Genomic DNA, 22,670 nt, shown 5'->3' with positions numbered 1-22,670 from the left:
GTTCTACGACATATAGAACAGAAAGCGGGGAGAGGGAGTGCAACCTCTCCCTTTTGCATATGCCGAAATAAGATGATGGAGGGGAGGGGTGTCCATTGGCAAGGGCAAGAAGTCCCAACAGCATTGAAGCTGAGGAAATGTATAAGAACGGGATGAAACTTGTTGACATTGCCAAGAAGTTGGACGTCCCGGCCAGCACAGTTCGGCGGTGGAAATCAACACAGAATTGGGACGGAAAGACAAAAGGAAAGAAAAACGAACGTTCGCAAAAGAAAAAAACGAACGCTCGCCATAAAGGTGGACAGCCTGGAAACAGAAATGCAGTTGGAAATAAGGGCGGTCCACTGAAACCGGGAGATAAGATTGCAGAGAAACACGGAGCATATTCCTCTGTATATTGGGATGTCCTTGATGAGTCTGAAAAAGATATGATCGAAGATATCCCGATGGATGAAGAAATGCTCCTGATCGAACAGATTCAGCTCTTTGCCGTGAGGGAAAGAAGGATCATGATTGCAATCAATAAATACCGGAACATGAAAGGTGAAGTATCCCTGTATGGATTCAACCGAAGCGAAAGCAAAAGGACATTCAAAACAGAAGAGGACAAGCAGCTCTACGAAGAACGCATAGAGAAGAAAATATCTGCTGAAGAACGTCTGCCGGGAGATATGTATAACATGCAAACCACAATGGAAAACAAGGACAATATGATTGCCAGACTTGAAAAAGAGCTGTCAACTGTACAGTCAAAGAAGACAAAGGCTATTGAAGCACTTGCGAAGCTGAGACTTGAAAAGCAGAAGATAGCCGGAGAAAGCAAGGGCAATGAGGTTGTTCGTGCATGGGCCGAAGCTGTGGTAAAAGCAAGGGAAGGAGAGAACAAAGATGGATGATATTCAGTTCTCTGAATTCCTTGATGAAAGCATACCGCTGTGGCGAAATGATCCGGTTATGTTCTTCCGGGAGGTGCTCAACTTTGAACCTGATGAATGGCAGGCAGAAGCTGCAAGAGATTTGGCGGCAAACCCGAAGGTCAGTATTAAATCTGGACAGGGTGTAGGAAAGACTGGTCTTGAGGCAGCAGTATTTCTTTGGTTCATAACCTGTTTCCCATATCCAAGAATCGTTGCGACAGCACCAACCAAACAGCAGTTGCACGATGTCCTCTGGTCTGAGATTTCTAAGTGGATGAGCAAGTCTGAGTTGCTCTCTATGCTTCTGAAATGGACAAAGACCTATGTTTATATGGTTGGCAATGAAAAGCGTTGGTTTGGTGTTGCTAGGACTGCTACAAAGCCAGAGAATATGCAAGGCTTCCATGAAGATAATATGCTTTTTATCGTTGATGAAGCTTCCGGTGTTGCGGATCCGATCATGGAGGCTATCCTTGGTACCTTATCCGGATCAAATAATAAACTTCTTCTGTGTGGAAACCCAACACGAACATCTGGAACATTCTATGATTCGCATACCAGAGACAGGGCACTGTATAAATGCCACACTGTATCATCTGCAGACAGCAGTAGAACAAACAAAGAAAATATTGATTCGCTCATAAGGAAGTATGGATGGGATTCAAACGTAGTCCGTGTCCGTGTCCGTGGAGAATTTCCGAATCAGGAAGATGATGTATTTATTCCGTTAAGCCTGATCGAGCAGTGCAGCAGTAAATTGCTAGAACTTGATGATGCGGCTGGGATGCAGTTTGTATCACTGGGGGTAGATGTGGCTCGTTTCGGAGATGATGAAACGATCATATATCGTAATTATCATGGTCATTGCAAAATAGTCCGAAACAGGCGAGGACAGAACCTGATGGCCACTGTAGGTGACATCGTAAAGGAATTCAAAAAGATATACAGGGAGTATTCAAAGTATGAAGGCAAGGTGTATGTACAGATTGATGACACCGGTCTTGGTGGAGGTGTTACTGACCGTCTGAAGGAAGTCCGGAAAGAACAGAAGCTGTATAAGATGCAGATTATTCCGATAAATGCAGCAGAAAAGATTGAGACCGATACGGCAGCAGGTAAAGATGCAGCTGAAAAGTACAATAACCTGACCACCGCCATGTGGGCCAGCATGCGAGATCTTCTGGATAACAAGCAAATTGTAATTGAAGACGATGAGCAGACGGTCGGCCAGCTTTCCTCCAGAAAATATACAATGACGAGTAACGGAAAGCTTGAAATCGAATCAAAAAAAGAAATGAAGAAAAGGGGGCTGGATTCCCCCGACCGAGCAGATGCTCTTTCTTTGGCATTGTATCTCGGAAAGATCAAGAAACACACAGGCACAGCACCTGGAGTCAAAGAATTACAGGAACTGACCAAAGACAATTACTGGGGCTGATATAGCCGGAAAGAGGGGTGATGAAGATGAAAGAGTATGGACGGATTGGACAGAAACGCTGGGAAGGACAGTTTTACGAGGAATTTCTTCCGGAACTGTCCGGAATGCGTGGGATAAAGGTATTTCAAGAAATGAAAGAGAATGACGATACCGTTGGAGCCATTCTTTTTGCAATTAAGATGTTGATCCGGCAGGTTGAGTGGCATGTAGAGCCGGGAGGTGACAGTGCCAAAGACAAGGAAGCTGCAGAGTTTGTTGAAAGCTGTATGGACGACATGCAGGCCACATGGACAGATACCATTTCGGAAATCCTGTCATTCCTGCCTTACGGTTGGAGCTTCCATGAGATTGTATATAAGCGCCGAATGGGTAAAACAAAGAACCGAAGATCATCAAGCAAATACTCTGATGGACTGATAGGTTGGCAGAAACTTCCTCCGAGAGCACAGGATACCTTGTACCGCTGGGAATATGATGATAGTGACAATCTGATTGGAATGACACAGCAACCGCCTCCGGATTATGGACTGTTTACTATACCGATGAGTAAAGCAATGCTATTCCGAACGGAGAGCGTAAAAGACAATCCAGAAGGTCGGAGTATTTTAAGAAACGCATATCGCTCCTGGTATTTTAAACGGAGAATCCAGGAAATTGAAGCTATCGGAATTGAGCGAGATCTTGCAGGTCTGCCAGTTATTCATGCTCCTGAAAATTTAGAAATATGGGATAGTCAAGATCCTGACATGGTTAAAATTAATGGAGCACTTATTACCATGGTAAAGAACCTTCGTAGAAATGAATCCGAAGGGCTTGTTCTTCCGCATGGATACGAAGCGGAACTTCTGAGCACCGGAGGCACAAGACAATTTGACACCAATGCAATCATAAACAGATACGATACGAAGATCGCCCAGACAGTCCTTGCAGATTTTATTATGCTTGGACATGAAAAGACTGGAAGCTTCGCACTAAGCTCGGACAAGACAGAATTGTTTTCTGTTGCGCTCGGAGCTTTTTTAGATATTATTTGCGAGACGTTCAATAACCAGGGCATTCCTTCATTGATAGACATTAATGGTTCCCATTTCGATGGGATTGAGGACTATCCTACACTCGCCCATGGAGATGTGGACAAACGGGATATCACGAAACTGTCAACATTCCTGAAGGATATGGTCGGCACGGGAATCTTGATACCTGATGAAGAACTGGAAGATTATGTCAGGGAGGCAGCAAACCTGCCGGAAAGAACGGAAGTTCCAGATTCCAGAGAGAAAGATGAACGGCGAGAAGCACAGCGCAGAGCACCAGAGAAGACAGCAAACGAACCTGATGGACCAGAGGTGGATCCAGAAGAGAATCAAGATGCTGAGGAAGCCAAGAAAAGGTTAGGCAGGTGATTTGATGATGCGAAAAATACGGCCACGATCAAGGGCTGTTAAAAAAAGCGAAGAATCACAGAGAGTACTGGATGCACTTGACGCCTATCTCGAGGGAAATATTGATGAACCAGTAAGATGGCTTGTTCGATTCTGGCAGGATCAGGCAGCAGTCATGCTGTACAGAGAACTGCGAGAACTCGTAATAGGAGAAACAGATCCGGAAAGCCTTTTTGATATATGGTTCCAGGATTATTCGAAGATGCTGTCAGAAAAAATGACACCTGTATGGGAACAGGCGTTTCTTGAAGGGTGGAAAAACAATTCTCTCTTTTGTGGAGCAGAAGATGTAATAAGCTCTGAGAGCTGGGTTCGAAGCTGGATTGTTGATCATACGGGAGATTTGATAACAAATTGTTGTAATGAGCAGGTGAGCGCAATTCGGTATCTGATCGCTGAAGCTGAATCTCTTAATATGAGCAGTGCTGAAACGGCAAGATATATCCGGCCAACAATAGGACTGACAGAGAGACAGGCTGCGGCGAATCTCAAATATTACAACTCCATCAAGGAAAGGCTGACAACAGATCATCCAAGAATGAAACCTGAGTCAATTGAGCGGAAAGCGAGAGAAGCTGCTTCGAAATATGCAGAAAGACAGCAGCGGTATAGGGCAGAGACTATAGCCAGATCGGAAATAGCACAAGCCTACAACCATGGCGCAGATGCCTTTGTGAGGGAAGCGGTAACGGCAGGAAACCTTCCGGAGATGGAAAAAGAGTGGTCAACAGCTCTAGACGGTCATGTGTGTGCATCATGTGCAGCTCTTGAAGGCACTAAGATAGGAATGGATGATGAATTCGAAACAGTATCCGGAAGGAGAGAGATTACAACGTCTATTCCACCATTACACCCGCGCTGTAAATGTGCGGTGAAGTATGTGAGGGTGAAAAATGAAAACATTCAATGAAATAATGAAAATAAGGGACGAACCGGACAATAAGCCGGCGGTAACAAAAAGAAAGTTCCAGGTAAAGAAGACAAATAATGAAAAAATGCAGGCATTCGGCTGGGCCAGTGTTGCCATTGCTGAGAATGGAGAAACTCTGGAAGACTGGCAGGGCGACATCATAGAGCCTGATGAACTTGAAAGTGCCGCTTACAAGTTTGTTGATCTCTACCGGGAAGGTGGAGAGATGCACGAAAGAGGCGGGATTGCTTATCTGATCGAGAGTGTTGTATTTACGGAAGAGAAGATGGCGGCAATGGGAATCCCGGAAGGTACACTCCCTGTTGGCTGGTGGATTGGATTCCAGGTTACAGATGCGGATGTTTGGGAGAAAGTAAAAGATGGAACTTACAGCATGTTCTCCATTGAAGGGAAAGCAGAAAGGGTAGAAGTAAACAATGAATAAATATATTGGAACAAAGCTTGTTGAGGCAGAAAAAGCAACTCTTGCAGAAGCACAGGCATTAAAAACAGGTGCCTGCGATACCATTGAAGAAGCAAGAAGAAGGTTTGGAGGTTCAGATGATGGCAATCTGGGATATGTAGTTAAATATCCGGATGGATATATCAGCTGGTCTCCGAAAGATGTGTTCGAACAGTCTTATATGCAGGTTCAAGAGGATCCGAAACTGATATCTGGCGTATTAATAGGAGAACACATGGTGAATGATTTTATCAGTTACACCAAAACCAGTACCGTAGGTTATAAGACGGTAATGGTTCGTTGCGTACTTCGAAATGGTTTTGAGATCATTGAAACATCTACATGTGTAGATGCTCAGCTCGGAGAAGAAATCTGCATGAAGAAGATAAAGGATAAGATCTGGTATCTTTTAGGATTTCTGCTTCAGACAGCGTGGCACGGAATTAAATAAATGTGATCAATAGGCATCCGAAAGGGTGCTTTTTTGATAAATAAAAGCGAAAGGAGGAAGCATTGTGGCAACAAAACTGAAAGGCCTGGAAGTAGGTAAAGTAGATTTCGTTGATGAAGGCGCAAATCAGAGAGCTGATATCAAACTGCTGAAAGGCAAGAATAAAGCAGAGGAAACATCAGACCCGGAAATCGGACTATTTAAACGATTCCTGAACTGGATCAGCGGAGAGGTGCAGAAATCAGCCACGACATTTGATGAACAGATCAACGCTGTGAGCATGGACGCAATCCGGGATGAAATCTGGTCTGTATGTTACGCCCTGCAGAATTCACTTAATTCAATCCTGTGCGACCCAGAACTGGACAGCAGCGGGAAGCAGAGTGCAATGGATACAAGCATTGAACAGTTCGCTACAGCTATGAAGGAATACATTCCCGGATGGGCTGGGGGAACATCTGCAAAAATCAAAAAGAATCTGGATGCGCCTGACGAAACAGATCTTCCTATGGTGATGAAAGCGCATAGCAATCTAGAGGAAATCATTCAGAAATCCGTAGAAACGAAAGGAGAATTGGAAGACATGATTAAAATCGACAAGTCAAAAATGTCTGCTGAGGAAAGAGCGACATATGATGAACTTATCAAAAAGTTTGCCGTAGAGACAAACGAGGAGCCGTCTATCGAGAAGAAAGCACCGCAGAAAAGCGAAAAAGAGGAAAACCCAGACGTTCTCGATGATGATGGAACTGAAAAGAAAACAGATACAAAGAAATCTTTTGCACCGCCAGAACAGAATACAGACGATGATATTTACAAAGGACTGCATCCTCTTGTAAGAGAAAAACTGGAAGCTCTCGAGAAAAGAGCGGAGGAAACGGAAGACAGAGAACTTTATGCAGTTGCTAAGAAGTACGAAATTCTTGGAGAGAAGCCAGAAGAACTGGCTAAGACCTTGAAAACGCTGAAAAGTGCAGGTGGAACTGCCTACAATGATATGATCGGCGTTCTCGACAGAAATGTGGCAATGGTCAACAACTCTGGCGTATTTGGAGAAATCGGAAAATCATTCTCTGGCGGAACTGCAGCAGTCAAGAAGTCTGCAGCAGAAGGAAAAATCGATAAGATTGCAAAGGGATTGATTGAAAAAGATCCTTCCATGCCATATAACATGGCACTGGCAAAAGCCTGGGAAGCACATCCGGAGCTTGTAGCTGAGTATGAAAACGAAGCCGGATACTAAGAAGGAGGCGAATGATAATGGGTAAAAATTTTAATGGAACACAGATCAACCAGTCACCAACTATTTCCGAAAAGGCAGGAGCAGATGTTGCTGACATCCGTAACCTTATTCTGAAATACGATACTGATGGTAATGTGGTTGTCGCTGCCGATGGCACAGCACCTCTGCTTGGCGTTTCTATTATCGAAGGTGGATATAATGACATTTCCGGTGTAGAAGCTGGAAATGTTAAGAAGGGTGAAGACGTTGATATCCTGATTAAGGACATCGGATTCGTCATTGCTTCCGCTGAGATCAAGAAAGGGCAGGAGGTTACTGCGACCACCGGAGGAAAAGCGGCAGTTGCGGCAGCTGGTGATTACGTGATCGGGGTAGCTCTTAACAATGTATCTGCTGGAGGCTACAGCAGACTGCAGCTTTCTAAATACCAGAAGGCAAAAGCATAATCTTGATAAAGGAGGATAATATTGATGAGAAACACAGCAGCAGGAATCCAGTTTGAAATCGCAAAAGGCGCATTCAGACCTCACACAGCACTTACAAACATGGCTCTGGCATATTACCAGAATGCAGCTAACTACTTCGCAAAGGCTCTTTTCCCAACCTGTCCGGTAAGTCTTTCTTCTGACAACTACTATGAGTTCAGCAAGGAAGATCTTCTGAGAGATAACTGGAGCAGAAAACCTGCTTATGGAAAAGTTGATCCTACAGTAGTAGGCGAGAGCATGAAACCTTATGTATGCCAGGTAGACCAGATGATCATGGGAATTGATCAGATTCGCCAGACCGATCTCAGTAGAAGACAGGGACCAACCACAATGCAGCCTAAACAGCAGAGAGTAAAAACCATTGCAGAACAGGCAAATATCCATCAGGATCGTCTGTTTGCGGAAAGCTACTTCAAAGCCGGCGCATGGAAGAATGAACTTGAAGGAGTAGACAATACCTCTCCAAGCACAAACCAGTTCATTAAATTCAGCAATGCAAACTCTGATCCTATTGCATTTATCGATAGCGAGAAGACAAACATGAATCAGCAGACAGGACGCATGCCGAACCGCCTCGGCCTTGGTATCAATGTATTCAATGCCCTGAAGGTGCATCCGGCAATCCTTGAAAGGGTTAAATATGGTGGAAGCACTGCAAACCCAGCGTCTGTAACAGAAAACGTTCTGGCACAGCTCTTCGGAGTAGAAAAGATCGTGGTGCTTAAATCCATCATGAACAATGCCGGCATGGGAGAAGATGAAAACATGCAGTACATCGGAGATCCGGATGCATTCCTTCTTGCCTATGCCACAAACGCACCGAGCATTGATGAACCGTCTGCCGGCTACATCTTTACATGGGATATGCTTGGAAATGGACAGATACTTCCGATTCTGAACTATCTTGGCGAGAATGGAACACATACAGAATACGTGGAAGGACTTATGGCAACAGATATGCATAAGACATCCGATGATCTGGCGAGATTCTACAAATCTGCAGTCTAAGGAGGTGCCATATGAAGCTTGTTGCAAATAAACCATGCACTCTGAGCGGGAAACGATACTTCATCGGAGAGGAAATCCCGGCCGAAGCAGTCACTGATCCGGTAGCTCTTGAAAAAATGGGAGTGCTGACTGTGATTCGTGACGGTATTCCGGTTGAAACACTTGAGGAATGCGTGGCATCAGTCGGAGAAGTATTCTTCAAAATCGAAATCGTAAAAGGAGATAAGGGCTTCGATTTGGACGTTACAGAGCCTCAGCTTCAGGAAGCAGTAAAAACTATGCAGATGAACCAGAAGGATGCTGTAGCTCATATTAGAGACACTGTAGAGGATAATACAGTGCTTATCTTTCTGAATGCAGTAGATTCGAGAACTGCTGTAAAGAAAGAAGCTGAAACTAAGGCGAAGAGCCTTGGGGAACTGGAGGAAAGCGCAGGTGATGCCTGATGCCTGGAACATATCAGTACGAACCGGGGAATATTGCTGAATACGGAAAAGACCGTATGCGTTTTGAACTCGGAGATGTAATGGTCGAGGGAAAAGAAAAGACTTGTGCGCTCTGCGATGAGGAATACAATGCGGTGATTCCGGAAAAGGTTCCGACGGCGAGACAATGGAAAAAAGCAAAACTTCGTTGCCTTGAAAGCATTATGCGGAAGTTTGCATTTGAACCCGATACAAAGGTTGGCCCACTCTCCTTATCCATGGGGGAACGGGCCAAACTATGGAAAGAGATGTATGAGGATCTGAAAAAAGACTTGAAAGCCAGTGCAGCTTCGGCCGAAGCAATTCTTCCGTTGGCAGAAAATCCAGAAACAGGGCGGATAACACCGCCTTATTTTTATGCCGGAATGATGTCACATGAGGAAACAGAGGGGGAAGATATATGATGTTCGGAAACATAATGTACCTTCGTCCGGGAAATCTCTGGAAGAGCTTCCGGGTATTGAAGATGCATGTGGACAATGTAGATGGATATGCAAAGAACTCATATGAGGATACGGGAACTATAGTGGATGGAATTCTTGCACAGGCGACTTCGAATGAGAGGGAGCTGACAAAACACCTATGGGACCAGAAACTGCATTCCCTGACGCATACCCTTGTGGTATCTGGAAGATGTGATCTCAAAAAGTCAGATATTCTTGCATATGAGGAAAAAGCATATTTAGTTCTTGCTGTTGATAATGCCGGAGACCTTGGGGTTGCCGGCATTGCTTATCTTGAAGAAAGGAATGATCTGAAATGAGTCCGGAGGCAGCAGCGGCAGCCGTACAGGAAGAAGTAAAGAACCGCGTAGAGCAAACCAAACGACAGGTTGATGCAAAGATGATGCAGGGTGCCAATGAACTCAGAAATGCTGCTCTTACGGTATTGGCCAATCCAAGTCCTTCAGCTCCCGGAAGTCCACCGGGTGTAAGAAGCGGAAACCTGAGAAGAAACTGGAATATGTACAGTTCTGGCGGTGGAGGAAATGGCATATTCGGAATCCAATCTGGAATGCACTACTCGGGATACCTGGAACATGGAACAAGCAAAATGGCAGCTCGTCCTTATGTTGAAAAAATCAAAGAAACTGCGATGCCGGAAATCCTGGCATTGTTCTCGGAATTAGGAGGGTAAATGTTACTGACTGAAGAAACAAAGAAAGTTATAAATCTTGCTGAAATCGGAAGAGGATCTCTTATCTCGGCAAAAAATAAAACCTGGGATAAAGCGCAGTCTGGAATAGTGACAGAAGTGACTGCTGACACCATCACAGTTTTATTCCTTCCGGAAACACAGAATATCCAGAATCATTTCGCGATCCAGGCTGAGGCTATTGAAAAAGGAATGTGGACTATCAGATATTCTTCTGACGGAATGGAAACGGTGAACGTATATGAGGGGAGTGTAGAAAATGGATCTGAATCAGTTGCTGTATAGAAGATTATCTCAGGACAACCTTCTGAACGGAACTCTGTCCAAGTACGCAGATAAGCCGGCCATCTTTAACACAGAGTTTCCTCCTGATCAGCAGGAGGGATGGAATGGGAAAAGCCAGTATCCGAGGATTTCTTATGTCTTCAACAAACAGGTGGATACAAAGCGGTCTTCATCTGGCCAGCTTACTGTCGCATTGTACGACATCATGGATCCGCTTGAAGTAGAGAAGATAGAAGTTGCTATCAGGAATTGTCTTCAGGACGTGGTGATGAAACCAGAAGGGGAGGCACCTATGTGCTTTGCATGGGCCAGAAGCGAACCTTACATCCTGGAAGGAAACGCAGTGCTGTGCAAAGAAATTGTGTTCGATATTCTGGAATACCCTGCACAGGAAACTACGGATCCAGATCCTGTTATGGCGTTGAACAGGTATATTAAGAATCTTTTCCCAGAATGCATAGTTTTTGGAATTGATGAGTTATCAGAATACACCATTCCGGCAGATACTCCTGTTTTCTATTCTGGACTGAAATCAATTGACAGCACAGATGGTCATTGCAGGAGTAGCCTGTCGTGGTTCAATGCAGTTATTTCGGTGCATCTCCTGTGCCCGAAACCGTCATTGCGGTTGAAGATGATGGCCGCACTTCACCAGAGCTTAGCGAAGGATGAAGAGATCATCATGTTTGATGATTCCCCAATGGTCGTGAAAGCTCTGAAAATGAACAACAATGCTGATTACCTTAGAGAGGGGCAGATGTCTCTGACAGGGTATTATGCGTGCTTAAAAGACACATTTAAGCAGCCTGGTATATCAGGCGTAACAGTCAACGATCTTACATGAAAGGAGTAAGCAATGGCAGAAAAAGATATCAAGAAGACACCGGCTGCGACACAAACAGTACAGCCGTCCGCTGACAAGTACACCATCCAGGAACTTGAAAATGCAAGCACAAAAGTATTTGGAGTTCCTCGCGAATGTGCAGTAGCAGCCTTCAAAGGCTGCAAAAAAACAGAAATGACTGTTGCGGAAGCGAAACAGATCATTGATAGATTCATGAAAAAGGAGGTCAAATAAATGGCAGGTTATTTTTCTCTTGGAGAAAACAAAATCCGTCCCAGTGCATACTTCAATGTACAGAAAAGAGGGGACGAAACAAACTTTGGAGCAATTGATGGTGTTGTAGCAGTGCTTTTCAAGTCTTCAATCGGACCACTTGGAAAAGCTACAGTTCTTCCGGCATCTGAAGGATATGAAAATACCTTTGGTACTGGAGGCACCACAGATGCATTAAGAGAAGCGTTCTATGGAGGCGCTGTCAAACTTATCGCTGTTCGAGTAGGAAACGGTGGTACGGTTGGCAGCGCCTCTCTTGCTTGTGCAACAGGCAAGGCAAAGCTTTCAACAAAATATCCAAGCGGTGCAAAATTTACAGCAACAATCAGAGAGAAGCTTGGCGATTCCTCAAAGAAGGAGTGCATCGTATATTTGGATGGCTCTGAGTTCGAAAAGGTAACATTTGCAGCAGGAGCAGAAGAAGCTACTGCACTGAAAGAAGCATTTGCTTCCTCAAAGAACTTTGTAGTCGATATTACTGACGCATCAGGAGCCGTTACAGCGGTTAGCCAGTCAGCTTTCGCAGATGGTGCAGATCCGACAGTAACAAACGCAGACTACAGTGCCGGATTAAAAGAAGTGGAGAAATATTACTTCAACACCATTTGTGTTGATACAGAAGACGCCGCTGTCCATGCATTGGTAGCGGCATTTCTTGACCGAATTTATCTGGCTGGCTCTTTTGGAATGGCAATTGTCACTCCAAAACCTTCCTCTTCACTGGAAGATAGGATGACATCCATCTCCAGCTTCGATACCGAAAACGTAATCGCGCCGCTGAATGCGAATGCCAATGCCGGCAATGAAGAGCTGAAAGGATATCAGGTGGCTGCGTATATTGCGGGTGTTGTAGCCGCTACTCCTGCGAACCAGTCCGTGACACACGCTACTCTTAGCAGATACAGCGTTCTGAATGAAATCCTTACAAATACAGAGATGGAAGTAGCTGAAGAAAAAGGCTGCCTGGTCCTCTCTACGGCTTCTGATGGGGCTGTATGGCTTGACAATGGTGTTAATACCTTGGTTCATCCGGATGCCAACCACGACAGCGGATGGAAGAAAATCCGTAGAACAAAGACACGTTATGAACTTCTGAACAGAGCAAATGCAGCAGCTGACGCACTGGTTGGAAAGGTTGATAACGATACAAACGGAAGAGCCACTATCATGGCAGCTATCCAGGGTATCTGCAATGCCATGGAGGCAGAAGGAAAGATCCAGTACGGCAATGTAACTGAATCTACAACTGTTACTACTGATGGAGACACCTGTGGATTTGATATCGAAGTGATCGATCTGGATTCTGCAGAGCACATCTATCTGAATTACTACTTCCAGTTCAGCACTATTGTTGCTGCATCTGGAGAATAAGAAAAGGGGGAATAAATAATGCTGAATAAGAGCGCGGCTACTGATGCCAGACACAGCAGATCCGGCAAAGATGCGATGCTTTATAACTCTGCTGGAAAACCATTTGCACAGGTTGAAAGTTTCACTACTAAAGGTTCATTTAATAACTACAAATATGCGCCTCTTGGCCAGAACAGAGAGCTTGAGGTTAATGGAACCGTAGGAGTTACCGTAAACATTTCCGAAATCGTAGTTCTTGATGGTGAGCTGTTTAATGCGGTTATCAATGCTATTGCAAACGGAGAATCTCCTGTTCTGATGTTTACAGGAGTTATCGAAGGAAGAAATGGATCACAGGAACGTGTGACCTACAGAGAGTGTATCCTTTCCGGAGACAGCGATATCCAGAACGTAGCTACAGGCGATGTGCTGAAAAGATCTTTTGCCCTGCACTGCAATGGCAAGGTTGAGAATAAGAGCAAACTGACAATCTGATTTCTATTAAGAGGGGCTGGGCATCAGCCCCTCGTTTTTAACAGGAGGAAAAGAAATGGCAAATAAAGACTTTATGGATCCGGAATTAACTGAGGAAGAGAAAAGAGAAACTATCCTTGCAAACGAGGATGATTATCTGGAAGGATTATTGGCAGCTGCTGATAATGCAGCAAATGACACAAAGAAGATCGAGATCATTCGTAACGAACGGAAGTATTTCTCCTTCAGTATTCATTCACTGACTGATGAAATGTTAAAAGATATTCGAAAAAAATACACAAAATATACAAAGAATCGCCGCCAGGGCATCCGGGTTGCGGACGAACTGGATATGCCAAAGTACAGGGCTTCCGTGATCTACAACTCTACTACGGAAGAAGACAAGGCCAAACTGTGGGATAATCCGGCTGTCAAAAAGGGCCTGGAAGCAAAAGGCATCTGTATTATCAATGCTCTCGATGTAATTGACGCTGTTCTCCTTCCGGGAGAAAAAGACCGCATTATGGAGATTATTGATGATGTTAATGGTTTCAATAATGAAGAAGTGAAGGCTGAAACTGCAAAAAACTGATTATGGCCGGTGGAAAGTCAACATTGCTCCACCACATATTTCAACGCCAAGGTTTATTGCCGAGTGAAGTAATGAGTTTGCCCTCTGGAGAGAGGGCTTTTCTTTTTGCTTCAACCAGGCTATGGATCGAGGCGAATACGAAAAAGGGGTGACATGGTAAATGGGAGAAACAATTAGAATTGAAATTCCTGTATCTGTGAATGATAATACAGACCCTGGCCTATCAAATATCACGAATAAGATGAACACCCTGGCCACTGCCGCCCAGAAGGTAAATCGGATCCTGTCATCTGGATTAAAAACCAGAGGGATTGAACGAACAGCAGAGAGAGTGGAACGAACGCTTGGACGTGAGCACTCTATTGAAGTTTCGGCAGATGACAATGCCACTCCGGTTCTTTCAAGAGTCGAAGATGCAGCTGAAAGAGTAGGAGGAATTTCAGCAGATATTGAGATAGGAGCAAACGACAATGCTACTGCCGAAATATCTGGTGTCGAGGATGCAGCAGTAACCCTTGACGGAACAAGTACTGATGTAGAACTGGGGGCGGATGATAATGCCACCGGGGTGGTAAATAGTGTTGGAGATTCACTGTCTGTTCTAAACGGAAATGAAGCGGTAGTAGAGCTTACTGCGGACGACAATGCTACGATGCAAATTATGGATGTGGAGGATGCACTGGCCGCCTTGAATGGTGAAGTGGCTGTGGCCTCAGTGGAAGCTGATGATACAGCCACGGAGATAATCCGAAGTGCCGAAGATGCAGTGGCCACATTCGATGGAACTTCCGGGACAGCGGAACTGGGGGCGGATGATAATGCCACCGGGGTGGTAAATAGTGTTGGAGATTCACTGTCTGTTCTAAACGGAAATGAAGCGGTAGTAGAGCTTACTGCGGACGACAATGCTACGATGCAAATTATGGATGTGGAGGATGCACTGGCCGCCTTGAATGGTGAAGTGGCTGTGGCCTCAGTGGAAGCTGATGATACAGCCACGGAGATAATCCGAAGTGCCGAAGATGCAGTGGCCACATTCGATGGAACTTCCGGGACAGCGGAACTGGGGGCAGATGATAATGCAAGTCCGATCATCGACGATGTGAGGGACAAAGCAAAAGCCTGGGACGGAAGCGTTTTTACGGCAACTATGAGTATAGTAGATGCTGCTACTGCTCCAATGGGAGCGGTTTTAAATGCTGCAAAGAATCCAATAGCGCAGGGCGCAACATTCCTTGGAGTGAGCGCAGGACTGGCTGATACTGTGAATACATACAAAGGGTTTGAGAGTATGATGTCGCAGGTCCAGGCTATATCTGGCGCTGCAGGGAAAGAGTTTGATGATCTGACCGCAAAAGCACAGGAAATGGGTGCAACTACGAAGTTTACTGCTACTGAAGCGGCTCAGGCATTTAATTACATGGCTATGGCAGGTTGGAAACCAGAACAAATGACCGCTGGTATATCCGGTATTATGAGCCTGGCAGCAGCTTCCGGCGAAGATCTGGCAAGCACCTCGGATATTGTTACGGATGCTTTGACAGCTTTTGGACTGAAAGCAAGAGATGCCGGTCATTTCTCGGATGTCCTTGCAAAGGCGTCCGCTAGTTCGAATACAAACGTAGGCATGCTGGGTGAATCATTCAAATATGTTGCTCCGGTAGCAGGAGCCATGAAATATAGCGTCGAAGATACTTCTTTGGCATTAGGACTTATGGCTAACAGTTCAATTAAAGGAAGCATGGCCGGTACAGCCTTAAAGACGTCCCTGGCTAACATGGCAGCACCAACTAACAGCATGGCAGAGGCTATGGACAAATATGGTATTAGCCTGACCGACAGCTCAGGAAACATGAAAACACTGAAAGGTGTCATGGATAATTTGCGAAGCAGTTTAGGAGGTCTTTCTGAAACTGAACAGACAGCGGCGGCATCCACCATTTTCGGAAAAGAGGCTATGAGCGGTATGCTTGCTATCATCAATGCTTCAGAACAGGATTATAACGATCTTTCCAACGCTATCGGAAATTCAAAAGATGCAGCGCAGGATATGGCTGACACCATGTTGGACAACCTGGCAGGCTCTATGACTCTTATGCAGTCGGCTGTAGAGGGTGTTCAGAACAGTTTTGGACAGAGACTTACTCCTTATGTCAGAGGATTCGTTGATTCCATTACGGACGCAATGCCGGCTGTGACGGTTGCTCTGAATGATTTTATGGACACTGTGGACAAAAAAGCAGCACACATGAAGACAGTTATCGGGACCATGACGGCATCTGATGAGTGGCAGAATGCGGATATGTTCGGAAAGATGGATATTGCATGGGATACTCTTATCGGTCAGCCTTTTGCCGACTGGATTAGCGGAGATGGGAAACATCTGATTTCTTCCGGCCTCGGAACATTATTCTCTAGCGCGTCTGCTATTCTTCCGGGAGGAAAGAAAGCAGGCCTTTCTTCTGTGCTCAGCTCTATGCTGATCGCTAAAGGAGCAACTGGGCTTCTTGGAAATGCAAAGAATATTGCGACCACCTTACAGCCTATCGGAAATGCTATTAAAAGCATTGGACTTGCAGCACAGACAGCGCCAAGTGTTGGAGCGTTCATAAGTGATCTGGGAGCAATGGTTCCGACAGCGGCGAAATTCGGACTTGCGGCAGCGGCAGTAACAGCGGCAGTAGTTGGAATTGGTGTTGCAGTAGACAACTATAACCAGAAAGCTTTGAACAGTAATCTGGAAGAACATTTTGGAAACATCAAACTATCGGCTCAGGAAGTGCAGGACATTGCTTCTGGAATTCTTGATCAGAAGTACCTGGCCAATGTGGAAGTTGCCTTAAATGAGGTAAAGAACGCTGATAAGCTTCGAGAAGATGCCCAGAAGGCGCTGGAATCCAATGACGTTCTGGAGTTTAAGAGCAGAGTTGGTATTAAACTTACGACTGAAGAACAGGAAGATTACACAAGTAATATCGAAACTTTTGTTAAGAGCAAGATTGATGAACTGGAAAGTCGGACGTTTGCAGCGCATATCCACGTTCAGACGTATCTCGGAGGTACGGAAGAGGGACAGACATTAGCCCAGAACATCGAGAAATGGGCTACAGCGGATTATGTTGAATTGGATGGATTATCTAGCCAGTTATCACAAAAGGTCTCTGAGGCACTGAAAGATGGAATCATAGATGCAGATGAAGAAGGCGCCATCAGTGCTTTGCAGGAAAAAATGAACAGCATAACTGCCCGGTGGAAGGAATCGGAAGCACAGGCAAAATGGGACTGGATAAATCAGGAATACGGGAGCTTGAATGCAGCTGATCTGGAAAGTGGCTCATTCACTGACTTACTGGGAGCAATGAGAGATCAGAGACAATCGGCAAAGGAAAGCGTACAGGCAGATGTTGAGCAGTGGTATTCAGAGCTTAACTCGATGGAATCAGCCGGAAGAATCACATCTGCTCAGAATAAGCAGATTCTTCTGGTTTTGTGTGATTATTCTGATGAAGCATGCAGAAAAACTACAGAGAGGATTTTTCAGATACTATGCAGGATGGTATGTCAGAAGGAACAGATTTTTGTAAGTGTAAGTAAGCAGATTTCCGGGATCAGGCAGATTTATAAGAGCTATCAGTTTGCGGAAAAAATGTCTGATCTATTATGTGTCTGTCAGGTTCCGGGCGAGCAAAGCACAGATGGCGGAAAGATTATTTTTTACAAAGATCTTGGGATTTACAGGGTACTGCTCACACTTACAGATAAGAAAGCAATAAAAGAATATCTGGCAGATACAGTAGCTCCATTGTATGAATATGATGAGATGAACCACTCAGATCTGGTCAGAGTACTTCAGTGCTACCTGGCTAATGACTGCAGTGTCAAAAGTGCGTCACAGGAATTGATCGTACATCGAAATACAATTAATTATAAGCTTGGAAAGGCCGCTGAGATACTTGGAAAAAATCTTTCTGATTTTGATGTGCGTTTTCAGCTGAGGCTGGGTTTCCTGTTATATCAGATGAATGAAATGTAAAAGGAAAATGCGGCAGCAGAATAATAACGATTGTGCTGCAGCACAAAAATAATTGGATAGATGTCTATTGCAGACAGCCAGTGTCGAGAGTAATATATGACTCAGATAAGACAAAGGCGTCTGGTTCACAAATGAATGTGGGCCGGGCGCTTTTCTTATTCTACAACAAATAATAAGTTTGTTTACCGCAAAAATGAACAATATTTAAACCTGGATTACAGATAAAGAGGAGGAAGTTATTATGAGTTTAACAGGAAAAGAAGTAGCCCAGATGCACAAAGATTATGTGATGCAGTCATGGGCAAGATCAGGAGCAGATACTTTACCGGTAGAAAGAGCTGAGGGAATTTATTTTTACGATTATGATGGAAAAAAATATGCAGATATGGCTTCACTTCTGGTGTGTTCCAACCTCGGACATGAGCTTCCGGAGATCGTTGAAGCGATCAAGGAACAGGCTGATAAGATGTGCTTCATGGCACCGGCATATGCATCCGAGCCTAAGAGCATACTGGCAAAAATGCTTGTAGAAGCAGCAGGAGCAGATACATACAAGAGAGTTTTCTTCACAAATGGTGGAGCAGAATCCAATGAGAATGCTATAAAAATGGCACGTATGGTAACCGGAAGAACCAAGATCTTTTCCTGCTACAGAAGCTATCATGGAGCTACACTTGGAGCATCCAATGCTTCCGGTGACTGGAGAAGATATGCAGCAGAGATCGGTGGTGCAAATGGGTTCGTACACTTTATGAACCCTCAGATGTATCGTGACGGATATACAAAAGGAGTTGATGATGCAGAGGTAACGAAAAAATATCTGGATGCGCTGGATCTGCAGCTCAGATATGAAGGCCCCGGAAATGTGGCAGCGATCCTGATGGAGTCTATAGTAGGTGCAAACGGTGTCATTCTTCCTCCAGACGGATATATGGAAGGTGTTCGTGCACTTTGTGACAAATATGGAATCCTTCTGATCTGTGATGAGGTTATGGCAGGATTTTACCGTACAGGAAAAATGTTTGCATTTATGAATTTCGACATGAAACCGGATATCATTACATTTGCAAAAGGTGTTACCTGTGGTTATGTACAGCTGGGCGGATGTATTGTAAGTAAAAAGGTTGCGGAGTATTTTGAGGAAAATGTTCTTCAGTGCGGACTTACTTACAGTGGACATACACTTGCATGTGCGGCTGGTGTAGCAGCAATGAAATATTATAAAGAACACGACATCGAGGGCCATGTAGCTGAGATGCACGAGATCGTTGCTCCGTTTATGGATGAGATGGTAAAGAAGCATAAATGTATTGGTGAAGCAAGATGTATCGGTTTGTTCGGTGCACTTGAAGTAGTCAAGAATAAAGAAACCAGAGAACCGATGCAGGAATACGGCGTACCCGGACCGGTAATGCCGTGGATATTTGCAGAATTAAAGAAACGTGGTTTTGCAACTTTCGGACGTGAGAACTTTATTGAAATCTGTCCGCCACTGATCATCACGAAAGAGGAGCTGGAAGAGTATCTCCCGATCCTTGATGAAGTGCTTACAATGGTCGATGAAAAATTTTGTGACTGATAAAGCAGGAGGTAGCCTATGAACTGGGATTATCTACAGCCGGTAAAAATTCATTTCGGCAAAGGTAGAGTAAAAGAAATCAAAGAAATAGCCAGAGAGCTTGGCTGCGAAAGAGGCCTTCTGGTGGCAGGACCGTTTTTCTTTAAAAGCGGTCTTGCCGAAAAGGTCATAAAAGAGTCAGAAGGAATGATCGTTGCTTCTTTTGGAGATGTTTCTCCAAACCCGGACGTTGCAGAGGTAGATGCCTGTGCGGAAGTGATCCGGCAGAAAAATATCGGATTTGTGGTAGCACTGGGTGGAGGCAGTCCCATGGATTGTGCCAAAGCAGCTGCCAGTGTAGCTCTGACTCCGGATTCCATCCGTAAGTATCATGGAACCGGAGTAGCAATGCCGGAGAAACATCTTCCGCTGATCGCAGTTCCTACGACTGCAGGAACAGGAAGTGAAGTGACCTGTGTATCAGTTCTTTCGGATCACGCAAATGGAAAAAAAGCGCCGATCGTATCAGAGGGATTTTATCCGGCAGCAGCTATCATTGATCCGGAACTTACTTATACAATGCCACCGCAGGTTACGGCAGGAACAGGAATTGATGTTCTTTCCCATGCGATCGAAGGCTATTGGAGCAAAGGTCATCAGCCGATCTGTGATGTACTTGCGATGCATGCAGCAGAACTGGTATTTAAATATGTTTACAGAGCATACAGGAAGCCCGATGATGAGGAAGCAAGGGAGAAAATGTGCGAAGCATCTTTGATCGCAGGATTGGCGTTTACTTTACCAAAAACCACTTCGTCCCATGCGTGTTCATTTCCATTGACCAATATTTATCACATCCCGCATGGCGAGGCGTGTGGCCTGACCCTGGATTATTTTATAAGAATCAATGCAAAAGGCGAAGGTGGTGAACGTGTAGAGGAATTTGCCAGAAGGATTGGATTCAAAGATGCAGAAGAGATGGCGGATGCAGTTCTTGAATTAAAGAAAAAAATGGGATTGCGGTGTGATCTGAAGGATCTGGAGCTTGATGATGATCAGATTGCGGAGCTGGTTCGCATCAGCAGACACCCGAACCTTTATAACAATCCGGTAGAGATCACAGACGAGATGCTGGATGAGATGTATCGATATCTGGCCGGAAAGTGAAAGATTTTGATTGAATATTGAAAAAAATAATGATAATATAGAAAGAGACGATGGAGTCCGGATACTTTGGTATCTGGGCTCTTTTTGTATTTATGGATGGGAGATGAAGGATTATGAAACTGATCACAGCAATCGTAAGACCTGAGAAAGTGATGGACGTCATCAAAGCACTGGAGCAGGAAGGATATTTTGCTTTTTCAAAATGGGCAATTTCAGGAAGAGGTAAGGAAAAAGGAATTCAGGTAGGGGATGTCCTTTATCAGGAAATGGCAAAAAACATGCTGTATATTACTGTTGGGGACAAAGAAAAAGATGAGGTTGTAGATATTATCATTAACAGTGCAAAGAGTGGACAGTATGGACATTATGGTGATGGAAAAATTTTTGTTTCCGATATCAGTGAGGCATATACGATCAGTGAAGAAACCAGAGAAGATGATGATGAATGATATGCTTGATGAAGCAGGAGGATATATATGGGTGAAAGAAATAAAAGAACAAAATTAAAAAAATCCATGGGACCTGGTTCAATCTGGGCAGTTGCAGTCGGTTCCATCATTGGATGGGGATGTTTTATACAGGGTGGTCTCTGGACAGAACGTGCAGGTGGACCGCTCCCGCTGTTTCTGGGATTTCTGGCAGGCGGTCTTTTAATGATCGTGGTAGGATACAGCTATTCTTATATGATCGCAAAATTCCCGGTAGCGGGTGGTGAATTTGCCTATGCATATAAAGGCTTTGGAAGAACTGCTTCGTACATATGCGGATGGATGCTGTCGCTTGGATATCTGTCTATTGTAGCTTTGAATGCAACGGCACTTCCGGTATTGGCATCCTATATTTTTCCTGGAGTCTTTAACAGAGGTTACCTGTATACAATTGCAGGATATGATGTATATATGGGTGAAGTCGGATTATCCCTGTTCTTTATCATACTTTTCGGGATTATGAATTACAAAGGTGCGAAATCTGTAGGAAATCTTCAGCTTGCGATGGTCCTTATCATGTGTGCAGCGGTTGTTGTATCAGTCATTGGTGTGATCGCAACAGGACATTTTGATGCTTCAAACTTGCAGCCGGCATACGGAGCCGAAGGCAAGTCTCTTGGAAGCGGTTTTGTATCTATCCTGGCATTGGCTCCGTTCCTTTATGTAGGATTTGACTGTATTCCACAGGCGGCAGAAGAATATGATTTTCCACCACAGAAGTGCAAAATGCTGATTATCTCAGCACTGATCGTAGGTGCTTTGATCTATGGTGCAATGGCACTGGTGACAGAGTGTGTTGTTCCCTGGCAGCAGGTTCTGACTATGACAGATGCGAATGGAACTCTTGTAAAATGGCATACAGGTGCAGTTCTTGATCTTGCAATGGGAAAAATTGGTGTGTGCTTTGTGGCACTGGCAGTGTGCATGGGAATTTTTACCGGTATGAACGGATTCTTTATGACATCCAGCCGTCTTTTATTTGGTATGGCAAGAGCAAAAATGCTTCCGTCAGCTTTTGAAAAGGTTCATCCGGAGCATAAAACTCCGTCCATATGTGTTGGGTTTACCATGATCATCTGCTGTATCTGCCCATTTTTCGGCAGAGAAGTGATCGGCTGGGTTGTAGATATGTGTTCCGTAGGTACTGCGTTCGGATATTTCTTTACCTGTGCAGGTGCTTATATTCTTCTGAAAAAATATGGCGATGATACAGATACAAATAAAATCCATCCGGCAGTAGCAATGGGCGGCTGCGTGATCTCTGTTGTAATATTGCTGCTCCTGATCGTGCCCGGTTCTCCAGCATTCATGGCTCCACAGTCCTTTGCAGCACTGATCGTGTGGGTGTTGATGGGAGTTACCTTCTATTTTGTTTCAAAGAAAAATTTTGCGAAAGTCACTAAGAGAGAAATGGATTATCTGATTCTTGGAAATGTGCAGGTAGTTCGAGGACTGAGAAAAGGAAAAGATCAGGGAAGAGTTGTACAGGGAAATATTGTGGCTGATCAGAGTAATAAATCTTAAAAGGTAATAAAACGGCTGCAGGCCTATAATACTTTCAGGGTAACAGAAAAACTTCCATTCAAAAAATGGGAGTTTTTCTGTT

Annotated in this window: 24 protein-coding genes; all 24 read left to right on the top strand. The window is 44.6% G+C overall.

Annotation, left to right across the window (positions count from 1 at the left end):
• Positions 1-95: 95 nt before the first annotated feature.
• The 24 genes from terS to LKD46_RS10350 all read left to right on the top strand — a co-directional run bounded on the left by terS (position 96) and on the right by LKD46_RS10350 (position 22,588).
• Complete coding sequence (gene terS, locus LKD46_RS10465; RefSeq protein ID WP_227574113.1) at positions 96-896, top strand: phage terminase small subunit; 801 nt, start codon at positions 96-98, stop codon at positions 894-896.
• Positions 889-2,355: a DEAD/DEAH box helicase family protein gene (locus LKD46_RS10460; protein WP_227574112.1), complete on the top strand. Its 1,467-nt coding sequence runs from the start codon at positions 889-891 to the stop codon at positions 2,353-2,355. Before terS ends, LKD46_RS10460 begins: the two co-directional genes overlap by 8 nt.
• Positions 2,356-2,375: 20 nt before the next feature.
• Entirely contained in the window at positions 2,376-3,758 is a 1,383-nt protein-coding gene (locus LKD46_RS10455; RefSeq protein ID WP_423856348.1) for a phage portal protein family protein, read from the top strand.
• Between the two features lie 4 nt (positions 3,759-3,762).
• On the top strand, positions 3,763-4,707 hold the full coding sequence (locus LKD46_RS10450; RefSeq protein WP_227574111.1) for a phage minor head protein: 945 nt from the start codon (positions 3,763-3,765) through the stop codon (positions 4,705-4,707).
• Entirely contained in the window at positions 4,691-5,152 is a 462-nt protein-coding gene (locus LKD46_RS10445; RefSeq protein WP_227574110.1) for an XkdF-like putative serine protease domain-containing protein, read from the top strand. Before LKD46_RS10450 ends, LKD46_RS10445 begins: the two co-directional genes overlap by 17 nt.
• A complete protein-coding gene (locus LKD46_RS10440; protein ID WP_195565626.1) occupies positions 5,145-5,621 on the top strand; it encodes a Gp49 family protein in 477 nt (158 codons plus the stop codon). The genes LKD46_RS10445 and LKD46_RS10440 overlap by 8 nt, the downstream gene beginning before the upstream one ends.
• 64 nt (positions 5,622-5,685) lie before the next feature.
• Positions 5,686-6,864 carry a hypothetical protein gene (locus LKD46_RS10435; protein ID WP_227574109.1) on the top strand — a complete coding sequence of 393 codons (1,179 nt, stop codon included), beginning with the start codon at positions 5,686-5,688 and terminating at the stop codon, positions 6,862-6,864.
• 17 nt (positions 6,865-6,881) lie between these two features.
• The gene (locus LKD46_RS10430) at positions 6,882-7,310 is read left to right on the top strand and encodes a structural cement protein Gp24 (RefSeq protein ID WP_118252757.1); all 429 of its coding nucleotides are present in this window, start codon (positions 6,882-6,884) and stop codon (positions 7,308-7,310) included.
• A gap of 24 nt (positions 7,311-7,334) precedes the next feature.
• Entirely contained in the window at positions 7,335-8,360 is a 1,026-nt protein-coding gene (locus LKD46_RS10425; RefSeq protein ID WP_195566754.1) for a hypothetical protein, read from the top strand.
• A gap of 11 nt (positions 8,361-8,371) precedes the next feature.
• A complete protein-coding gene (locus LKD46_RS10420; RefSeq protein ID WP_158433213.1) occupies positions 8,372-8,806 on the top strand; it encodes a hypothetical protein in 435 nt (144 codons plus the stop codon).
• The gene (locus LKD46_RS10415) at positions 8,806-9,249 is read left to right on the top strand and encodes a hypothetical protein (protein ID WP_226854267.1); all 444 of its coding nucleotides are present in this window, start codon (positions 8,806-8,808) and stop codon (positions 9,247-9,249) included. The genes LKD46_RS10420 and LKD46_RS10415 overlap by 1 nt, the downstream gene beginning before the upstream one ends.
• On the top strand, positions 9,246-9,608 hold the full coding sequence (locus LKD46_RS10410) for a hypothetical protein (protein WP_227574108.1): 363 nt from the start codon (positions 9,246-9,248) through the stop codon (positions 9,606-9,608). The genes LKD46_RS10415 and LKD46_RS10410 overlap by 4 nt, the downstream gene beginning before the upstream one ends.
• The gene (locus LKD46_RS10405) at positions 9,605-9,982 is read left to right on the top strand and encodes a hypothetical protein (RefSeq protein WP_046438167.1); all 378 of its coding nucleotides are present in this window, start codon (positions 9,605-9,607) and stop codon (positions 9,980-9,982) included. Before LKD46_RS10410 ends, LKD46_RS10405 begins: the two co-directional genes overlap by 4 nt.
• The gene (locus LKD46_RS10400; protein WP_117628316.1) at positions 9,983-10,285 is read left to right on the top strand and encodes a DUF5026 domain-containing protein; all 303 of its coding nucleotides are present in this window, start codon (positions 9,983-9,985) and stop codon (positions 10,283-10,285) included.
• Positions 10,260-11,129: a hypothetical protein gene (locus tag LKD46_RS10395; RefSeq protein ID WP_227574107.1), complete on the top strand. Its 870-nt coding sequence runs from the start codon at positions 10,260-10,262 to the stop codon at positions 11,127-11,129. Before LKD46_RS10400 ends, LKD46_RS10395 begins: the two co-directional genes overlap by 26 nt.
• Before the next feature lie 12 nt (positions 11,130-11,141).
• Positions 11,142-11,363 carry a YqzN/YkzM domain-containing protein gene (locus LKD46_RS10390; RefSeq protein ID WP_117628314.1) on the top strand — a complete coding sequence of 74 codons (222 nt, stop codon included), beginning with the start codon at positions 11,142-11,144 and terminating at the stop codon, positions 11,361-11,363.
• Positions 11,364-12,773, top strand: coding sequence for a phage tail sheath subtilisin-like domain-containing protein (locus LKD46_RS10385; protein WP_227574106.1), 1,410 nt, complete (start codon positions 11,364-11,366; stop codon positions 12,771-12,773). It abuts the gene before it with no gap.
• Between the two features lie 18 nt (positions 12,774-12,791).
• Positions 12,792-13,247, top strand: a complete 456-nt coding sequence (locus LKD46_RS10380; RefSeq protein ID WP_021652452.1) for a hypothetical protein — start codon at positions 12,792-12,794, stop codon at positions 13,245-13,247.
• A gap of 55 nt (positions 13,248-13,302) precedes the next feature.
• Positions 13,303-13,818 (top strand): phage tail assembly chaperone, encoded by a 516-nt coding sequence (locus tag LKD46_RS10375; protein ID WP_226854272.1) that lies wholly within the window; start codon positions 13,303-13,305, stop codon positions 13,816-13,818.
• A gap of 160 nt (positions 13,819-13,978) precedes the next feature.
• Positions 13,979-17,851 (top strand): phage tail tape measure protein, encoded by a 3,873-nt coding sequence (locus LKD46_RS10370; RefSeq protein WP_227574105.1) that lies wholly within the window; start codon positions 13,979-13,981, stop codon positions 17,849-17,851.
• Between the two features lie 241 nt (positions 17,852-18,092).
• The gene (locus LKD46_RS10365) at positions 18,093-19,430 is read left to right on the top strand and encodes an aminotransferase class III-fold pyridoxal phosphate-dependent enzyme (RefSeq protein ID WP_227574104.1); all 1,338 of its coding nucleotides are present in this window, start codon (positions 18,093-18,095) and stop codon (positions 19,428-19,430) included.
• Positions 19,431-19,448: 18 nt separating this feature from the next.
• Positions 19,449-20,576: an iron-containing alcohol dehydrogenase family protein gene (locus tag LKD46_RS10360; RefSeq protein ID WP_227574103.1), complete on the top strand. Its 1,128-nt coding sequence runs from the start codon at positions 19,449-19,451 to the stop codon at positions 20,574-20,576.
• Positions 20,577-20,689: 113 nt separating this feature from the next.
• Entirely contained in the window at positions 20,690-21,025 is a 336-nt protein-coding gene (locus LKD46_RS10355; protein WP_015525489.1) for a P-II family nitrogen regulator, read from the top strand.
• Positions 21,026-21,052: 27 nt separating this feature from the next.
• Positions 21,053-22,588, top strand: a complete 1,536-nt coding sequence (locus tag LKD46_RS10350) for an APC family permease (RefSeq protein WP_227574102.1) — start codon at positions 21,053-21,055, stop codon at positions 22,586-22,588.
• Positions 22,589-22,670: the final 82 nt, after the last annotated feature.

The sequence above is a fragment of the Blautia fusiformis genome, assembly GCF_020686995.1.
GTDB classification, from domain to species: domain Bacteria; phylum Bacillota; class Clostridia; order Lachnospirales; family Lachnospiraceae; genus Blautia_A; species Blautia_A fusiformis.
This window is presented reverse-complemented; position numbering and strand designations above follow the sequence as displayed.

Bases quoted from the DNA above. Each gene is read 5' to 3' on its own strand.
- LKD46_RS10360 (WP_227574103.1), top strand. From the start codon at position 19,449: ATGAACTGGGATTATCTACAGCCGGTAAAAATTCATTTCGGCAAAGGT.
- LKD46_RS10385 (WP_227574106.1), top strand. From the start codon at position 11,364: ATGGCAGGTTATTTTTCTCTTGGAGAAAACAAAATCCGTCCCAGTGCA.
- LKD46_RS10410 (WP_227574108.1), top strand. From the start codon at position 9,246: ATGATGTTCGGAAACATAATGTACCTTCGTCCGGGAAATCTCTGGAAG.
- LKD46_RS10390 (WP_117628314.1), top strand. From the start codon at position 11,142: ATGGCAGAAAAAGATATCAAGAAGACACCGGCTGCGACACAAACAGTA.
- LKD46_RS10355 (WP_015525489.1), top strand. From the start codon at position 20,690: ATGAAACTGATCACAGCAATCGTAAGACCTGAGAAAGTGATGGACGTC.
- LKD46_RS10450 (WP_227574111.1), top strand. From the start codon at position 3,763: ATGATGCGAAAAATACGGCCACGATCAAGGGCTGTTAAAAAAAGCGAA.
- LKD46_RS10395 (WP_227574107.1), top strand. From the start codon at position 10,260: ATGGATCTGAATCAGTTGCTGTATAGAAGATTATCTCAGGACAACCTT.
- LKD46_RS10380 (WP_021652452.1), top strand. From the start codon at position 12,792: ATGCTGAATAAGAGCGCGGCTACTGATGCCAGACACAGCAGATCCGGC.
- LKD46_RS10350 (WP_227574102.1), top strand. From the start codon at position 21,053: ATGGGTGAAAGAAATAAAAGAACAAAATTAAAAAAATCCATGGGACCT.
- LKD46_RS10440 (WP_195565626.1), top strand. From the start codon at position 5,145: ATGAATAAATATATTGGAACAAAGCTTGTTGAGGCAGAAAAAGCAACT.
- LKD46_RS10425 (WP_195566754.1), top strand. From the start codon at position 7,335: ATGAGAAACACAGCAGCAGGAATCCAGTTTGAAATCGCAAAAGGCGCA.
- LKD46_RS10405 (WP_046438167.1), top strand. From the start codon at position 9,605: ATGAGTCCGGAGGCAGCAGCGGCAGCCGTACAGGAAGAAGTAAAGAAC.
- LKD46_RS10375 (WP_226854272.1), top strand. From the start codon at position 13,303: ATGGCAAATAAAGACTTTATGGATCCGGAATTAACTGAGGAAGAGAAA.
- LKD46_RS10420 (WP_158433213.1), top strand. From the start codon at position 8,372: ATGAAGCTTGTTGCAAATAAACCATGCACTCTGAGCGGGAAACGATAC.
- LKD46_RS10365 (WP_227574104.1), top strand. From the start codon at position 18,093: ATGAGTTTAACAGGAAAAGAAGTAGCCCAGATGCACAAAGATTATGTG.
- LKD46_RS10455 (WP_423856348.1), top strand. From the start codon at position 2,376: ATGAAGATGAAAGAGTATGGACGGATTGGACAGAAACGCTGGGAAGGA.
- LKD46_RS10400 (WP_117628316.1), top strand. From the start codon at position 9,983: ATGTTACTGACTGAAGAAACAAAGAAAGTTATAAATCTTGCTGAAATC.
- LKD46_RS10430 (WP_118252757.1), top strand. From the start codon at position 6,882: ATGGGTAAAAATTTTAATGGAACACAGATCAACCAGTCACCAACTATT.
- LKD46_RS10415 (WP_226854267.1), top strand. From the start codon at position 8,806: ATGCCTGGAACATATCAGTACGAACCGGGGAATATTGCTGAATACGGA.
- LKD46_RS10445 (WP_227574110.1), top strand. From the start codon at position 4,691: ATGAAAACATTCAATGAAATAATGAAAATAAGGGACGAACCGGACAAT.
- LKD46_RS10460 (WP_227574112.1), top strand. From the start codon at position 889: ATGGATGATATTCAGTTCTCTGAATTCCTTGATGAAAGCATACCGCTG.
- LKD46_RS10370 (WP_227574105.1), top strand. From the start codon at position 13,979: ATGGGAGAAACAATTAGAATTGAAATTCCTGTATCTGTGAATGATAAT.